5 protein-coding genes and 2 pseudogenes are annotated in these 6,389 nt (G+C 33.5%); all 7 read right to left on the bottom strand.

Translation table 11 applies throughout. The annotated features are described in order from the left end of the window. A pseudogene (locus tag PR709_RS03245) lies at nucleotides 1–248 on the bottom strand (fimbrial protein); the annotation flags it as partial. A gap of 839 nt (nucleotides 249–1,087) precedes the next feature. Then, nucleotides 1,088–1,429: a helix-turn-helix domain-containing protein gene (locus PR709_RS03250; protein ID WP_004921801.1), complete on the bottom strand. Its 342-nt coding sequence runs from the start codon at nucleotides 1,427–1,429 to the stop codon at nucleotides 1,088–1,090. 99 nt (nucleotides 1,430–1,528) lie between these two features. Beyond that, nucleotides 1,529–2,209, bottom strand: coding sequence for a fimbria/pilus chaperone family protein (locus tag PR709_RS03255; RefSeq protein WP_004921806.1), 681 nt, complete (start codon nucleotides 2,207–2,209; stop codon nucleotides 1,529–1,531). A 43-nt stretch (nucleotides 2,210–2,252) separates the two neighbouring features. Next, complete coding sequence (locus tag PR709_RS03260) at nucleotides 2,253–4,679, bottom strand: fimbria/pilus outer membrane usher protein (protein WP_230084726.1); 2,427 nt, start codon at nucleotides 4,677–4,679, stop codon at nucleotides 2,253–2,255. Between the two features lie 39 nt (nucleotides 4,680–4,718). Beyond that, entirely contained in the window at nucleotides 4,719–5,375 is a 657-nt protein-coding gene (locus PR709_RS03265; protein WP_272570717.1) for a hypothetical protein, read from the bottom strand. Nucleotides 5,376–5,377: 2 nt separating this feature from the next. Continuing rightward, entirely contained in the window at nucleotides 5,378–6,085 is a 708-nt protein-coding gene (locus PR709_RS03270) for a hypothetical protein (RefSeq protein WP_004921813.1), read from the bottom strand. Nucleotides 6,086–6,146: 61 nt separating this feature from the next. Next, nucleotides 6,147–6,389 (bottom strand): annotated as a pseudogene (locus tag PR709_RS03275) (fimbrial protein); the annotation flags it as partial.

A 6,389-nucleotide genomic window follows, 5' to 3' on the forward strand; every position in this document is an offset into this window, starting at 1 on the left:
AAGTACGTTGTTGCATCACACACTATCTCAATTTTTTTCGATACTGGCGTTAATGTTAAGTTACCTGATAAAGGGAACATACTTGGCGCTGTATCAAATTTATATTCAACATCCACTTCATTTTGGTTATCGATAGTACATGTTGGTGGCGTAATCGAGCCCGTGACTTTTAAATTAGCAACAGGTGCTGAGAATGCCGCATATGAAACAGAAATTAACGACAGTGCACATAATGTTTTCTTAAACATGATTAACCTTCTTATAATAAAAAACAAAAAAAGAAAAATAGAATCTATTACCAACATTTATATTAGTAATACATAGAGAAAAATATTTAAACTCGCTGTCATTTCTTAGCTTAACAAGAGCTATAATAAATAATTTTGGTTACTGGTATTAAACACCTCTAAATATGATAAAACATTCTACTTTTATGTAATTTTAAAATATCTTACTGAAATAATGTTTTTCAGATGTAAGTATTATAGATAACTTTTTTATAATTATCATTACACCAAAATCGAGTAAACCGCACTTTAACCTAAAAAATCACAAATGTAACATTTTATTTCATCATTAAAAACAATAAAGTAGATTAACATCTAGCTATCGCACCTATGATTAATGAGGAAATAACTCCAAACAAATCATAATAAGAACTAAAGAAAAGAATAAAATACCTAATTTAATGTAGTTTAATAATTAAACATAAATCCTTTTAATTTCAACTCGGTTAGAGAGTAATTATTCACATTGGAAAAACACTTCATAATAATAACCTTTATCCCTATGATTATTAATCACTTTAGAAGAAGTATCGTCAAGGTAATACACAATATCACGAGTAATATTGTTTCAACATCAAGTTTACCTTGCCTATTTCCTTTAGTATAAAAAGACTATCACGATTTTTTATCTTATCACTACAAAACTCTAGATGATAAAGTCGGTTTTACTCAATCTCAGGCAGTCAATTATAGGTAAAGCATGAATTGCCCCAGTTAATATCAAGGTGGCATAAGCCGTATAAACTTGCCACCTTGATAAAATTAGGCTGTTCCAAAGCAAACCGACTCTATCTTTAAATTTAAAGGCCTCTTTTTAAAAAATACTTTTCTATCTCTGTATGAGTCTCAAAGTTATAAAACAATGGCTTTAATGTATCATACAATTCATGATTATCTTTTTCTATCTGCTGACGCAGATATGAAAAAAAGGAACTCACATCGCAATCAAGAATGCACAATATATTTAGTAAAGCATCAACAGATATTGTATTAACCCCCCTTTCATATCGAGAGTATTGTTGCTGCGAAATGCCTAATTCACTCGCCATTTTTGTCCCTGAAAATGAACTTGCTTTTCGCAATCTCTTAATTTCTTCACCAATCACTTTGGTGAAAAAGTTTTTAGGTATTACATTATTCAAGGTTAAATTACCCTTTTACTATATATCCTGAAAAATTAAACCCCATTAAATATGCTAAAGATAAATGGGCCTTAATATCTAATTGCCTATAATAGGGAATTAGTGTTCCACAGCTAAAATAGCGTTATCACTCATTTTAAATCCATAACGACTTAAAGGGGAGATAGATATATTCGTTGCATTACCTTTAATATTGACAACTTTGCTTTCACCAGGTCTGATATAAAACTGGTCTAGCGCGTAATCTTCGTTACTCGGTAAAACTTTAAATGAGGGTGATAACCTAATGACTTGCTTTCCATTATTTTTTAATGTTAACTGATTATTTTTTTGGCTCACTGAAAGAGCGTCCCAAGGTGTTTGGCTCACTTTCATATTAGCAGGAGAAACTAACATTGCCACATCCTGACGAATAGGCATTTTAGTGACATTCTCTTTACTTGCCCCAATACCTTGAAATGATGCTTTTAAAATTACTTCATCGGAAATATCAACGCCTTTTTTCAAAATAAAATTAATTTGTTGACTTTGTTGAGGTTCAATACGAACAATCGGTGGCGAAATCATAATATCACCAGCAAGTTTTGTTGAACCATCTAGCTCTTCAACTTTGGTTGATAATAAAATAGGTGAATTACCGGTATTTTTAACATTAAAAACCTTTCGCCCTTCTCCTGCATCTAATATTACAGTCATGGTTTCTAATTGGAAACTTGCATGAACATTTGTGCTCACTATTAATAAAAAGCTTGAAAGAATAGTTGCAAATATTTTTTTCATAAATAACCTCTTTATCAAAATCTATGTTTAGTTTTTTGATGACTTATTGACATATTGCGTCTACTTCTTCATAAAGCAACTCAGATGAAAAATGTTCTGGTACTGTGTATTTCACAATACAATCATCTGAGTTTGGCGAACGAAGAATTAATTCATCACCAATTTGTTCGTTAGTTAAAAAAGTATTCCCTTCACCCATAATGGCACTGACATACTTTCCTTTTTTATTTATTAAGCTTGCACCACTAGGTGCTTTTTGACCGTTTTTAAGCGTAATACTCAGTAATAACTGTCTCATTTCGGTAGCTTTAATTTCTTTTGTAATAACACTTCCTCTAGCAACTGCAACATCGAACGAAGTGGTATCAAGCCGAATATTTAACGGTAAATCTTGCGTGTTCAATTGAACCGTTGTTTTCCTATTTGTTGGTAATGACGAAATGGCAGCCGTACCAAAATGATTCGTGATTGTTGAACCACTGCCTAACGCACTCACCTTAACATTTGGTTGATTTGGAATATATATAATCCCAAAAGTATTACTTAATGGCACTGAAGAGGTTGCAACTAGCCCATTTGAATAAGCAATAGCGCCTGTAGCAGATGACATAAATGAGTAAACATTATTTTCAGTCATGGAAGCATTTAATGATAATTGTGTATAAGCATTCGTATTATTAATGCTCCCGTTAACACGATTTACATCACTGCTACGACCTGCACCGATAGAGTAATTCCACCTATCATTCTGTCTATAGTTATAATTCGCCATTAAAGTACTACGGTCATCGTAATATTGGCTTTGTATACTTGCACTTGAACGGCTATTTATTGGGATTGATGCATTCAGATAAAAGCGATTGTCTTGATCTGTTCCAGACTGAAAAGATAAATTTAATGAGACATCACCGATCTTTCTGCTATAACCGACTAAATGACTTACTGTATCTGAACCGTCTCCATAATAATGGTTATAATTTAAACTATAGCTAAAACTTCCCCAGTTAATATCACCCCAACTTGTATAAAGTGAAGAAGAAGTCTGAAGGTCTCGACTAAACCATGGTAAATTCCATGCATCTTCATCCAATATTGGTTGCTGTTTTTCTAATGTACTATCTAACGTCGGATACTCATGACTGCGATATAGAAATGAGACTCCCAATGATGCGGCACCTTTGGCCAACGATGTATTAAAGTCTAACTGGCTTCCCTCTTTTTCATCATTACGAGAAATTGAAACATTGCCTCCACCATTAATGAGTAGTTTTTCTCCAAATGAAGAATGAACACCACCACTTACAGATTGATATTTATCTGAATATAAAGCCCCTGCTGAATAATCTATTTTTTTATATTGTGCGCTTGCTTCCAAACTACTAATTAAAGGATTATCACTTTCTTGAACACTATTGACTGTACGATATTTACCAATAAAAAATTGATAAGATAAAGGTGATAAATTTTCAGTTGCTTGATTTGAGGTCATTACTTGATATTTCTGACGCTCACCATTATCTTGAATAACTGTTACATCAACTGGTGTTCCATTGATAATATTATTAATTCTATTTAGTTCAAAAGGACCAGCAGGCACTATTGTTCGATAGAGCAGACGACCATTTTGCTGAACCTCTACGGTTGATGGCGAATTTGCAAAACCAGCTATCGGTACAACTAATCGATTATTAAGCTGTAATGCACTGTCCGAATAGAGTTGAATGCCATTAACTGGTATACCAGAATAATAACTGCCTCGGCTATTCAGTTGACCTATTTCAAATTGAGACTTTAATGACTCGATACTACGCGATAATACTGTTTCATTAAATTGATACTCTGAGTTCCCTTTACTTGAAGAAAAACTACTATTATTGCGTAAAACCCAGTTATTCCAGTTTGCTCCCGTTTCAAATTCACCTTGATAAAACTCTTGGTTATTATGGCCATTAATATGCATACCGTAAATTCGATAGTTATTAACTAAACCAAAGCCACCATAAGTCAATTCACGACCTTGCAACTTAGGATCAAAGTTGTTTTCAGCGACTGTAATATCAATAGCAAACTCATTAGGTCGCATTACCACCCGTGAATCAGGATAGACATCTTGAAAAACATGACATCCATCTTCTAAATTTGTCGATTTTAATCTCAACGTCTTCTGCAAACTATCATCAAGGCAAAGATGACCACTATCATCTATTTTGGCATTAACAGAATAAGTTTGATCACCATTTAATTGTATTGTGACATCATGGTTACCAGGAAGAAATTGGCTCCCTTGCATAAAATAATCAGCGACTTCTTCACCGTAACCAAGTGCCTTTAATGAATCAATATCAAAATTCACTTTTGAGTTTTTATCAGCATTATCTTGATTTGATGAATATGAATACTCATTATATAACATGAATATTAAAGCCATAAAAAAATAGTAACGTCGTGTTTTTTTATTAGTATATAACATACATGCTCATTGCTTAATTATAATTAATGTGTTCAGGCATTAAATGCCAAATGAAAAAATCAATTCAGCATTACCGTCTAATTCAGCACCATTAACAATAGGCCCATGGGTTTCTTTTAAAGAATTAAGTTTAGGCGAAACAGTAATATCAACAGAAAATAATTTTCCCGAGGCAATATGACTTTCACCCGTTAACCAACCATAGATTCTATTTTTTTTCACCGTTATAGCAGATCTTCTTGTTCCTGATAAATTTTCGCTTAAAAACAACTCCGCTTTTTCATTATCAACATTGGCATGACTCAACGTTAATCGATAATCACCTATTTTCCCTGAACCATTTACGTTACCTAACCCAAAATAGCTTTCATCATCCATACGGGAGGAATCATGACGATTATCAATAATTTTTAAAAATAAATTTATCGGTGTATTGCACATCACTTGCCATGTTTGTTTTAATTCTGGAAGCGCTGTGACTTTGTTTAATTTAAAATAATGGGCATGTAACTGGGAAAATTGATAGTTCCCGTTATTTGGTGGGATAATTTCACAACTTGGAGGTGTCACAATATCGGTGATTATATTTTGCCTATATACGCCCTGAGCATTTGAATAATCACAAAAATAGAACATTAACACTACTGTAAGTTGATATAATATTATCCGCATAAGATACATGCCCATTTTTTTCATTATTAAAGACTAAAGCTAAATGTAATTACAGCTTCTGCGTTATAATTAAGTTCATCATTAAGTTCAATATTTGCTTTAGCTAAATCATCTCGTGAGTTAATAAATACACTGTCTTGTTCAAAACTCGCTGAAAAGACTTTTCCAGGTATTAATGATTGCATAAATGCATCTTTACCCCCGGCTTCATGCTTAGTATTAGACCATCCATAGTATTCACCTTTAGTCAATACATAATCTCCAAGCCTAGAAGTGGCATGTGTTGAATTATATAAACGGCGAACATATCCAGAATTATTATCGACCTTAGCATCTTTTACCAAAAATGAGACACCACCAAGTGCGGCCGGTTTACCCCCATTAATATGAAAATATTTATGTGAATACGAGCTTGATACCGGTGTTGAAGGTAAACTCAAACCTTGGTAGGTATCTGTCGCCATAAATATTAAATATGTTTGAGCATCACATGTCACCGTAACGGTATTTTTTACTTTCGAATTTTCGGGAAAAATATACATGCTCGACATAGGTATAACATCAACAGAGAGTTTTCCCATGTCATATATGATATTGGTTTGCTCTTCTCCATTAACCATACAGGTTGGTGGCTTAATATCACCAGATACTTTCAAATTGGCATTTGTATCTGCATAACTAAAGCTAACCGCTAGTAATGGTAGTAAACCTAAATACTTAATTGTGTTTTTCATACTCAGTTAACAACCTCGATAATTAAGATAGGCCAAATAGATGACCTATCTTAGAATCACGTTAGATACCAAAACCAAATGATAGTACCGCGTGGCCATCTAAAGACACATCACCCGAGCTATTCTTTAAGTCTTCGCTCAATGTTGGGGTAACTTCAAAATCAGCCGCAAAGATTTGTCCTGAGGCTAATTGTGTTGATGATATTGCCCACGCTGTTTTGCCTGTCTTTTTAACCAAGGCCTGTGCGGCAGAGAAAAGCGTGCCTGATCGGATCCCTGTCTGCTTTCCTGCATCTTCACTGTT

Source organism: Providencia sp. PROV267, assembly GCF_028477825.1.
In the GTDB taxonomy this organism is placed as follows: domain Bacteria; phylum Pseudomonadota; class Gammaproteobacteria; order Enterobacterales; family Enterobacteriaceae; genus Providencia; species Providencia stuartii.

What these genes read in the sequence shown, in the direction of transcription:
- PR709_RS03255 (WP_004921806.1), bottom strand. Translation starts at nt 2,209, where the DNA reads ATGAAAAAAATATTTGCAACTATTCTTTCAAGCTTTTTATTAATAGTG.
- PR709_RS03260 (WP_230084726.1), bottom strand. Translation starts at nt 4,679, where the DNA reads ATGTTATATACTAATAAAAAAACACGACGTTACTATTTTTTTATGGCT.
- PR709_RS03265 (WP_272570717.1), bottom strand. Translation starts at nt 5,375, where the DNA reads ATGAAAAAAATGGGCATGTATCTTATGCGGATAATATTATATCAACTT.
- PR709_RS03270 (WP_004921813.1), bottom strand. Translation starts at nt 6,085, where the DNA reads ATGAAAAACACAATTAAGTATTTAGGTTTACTACCATTACTAGCGGTT.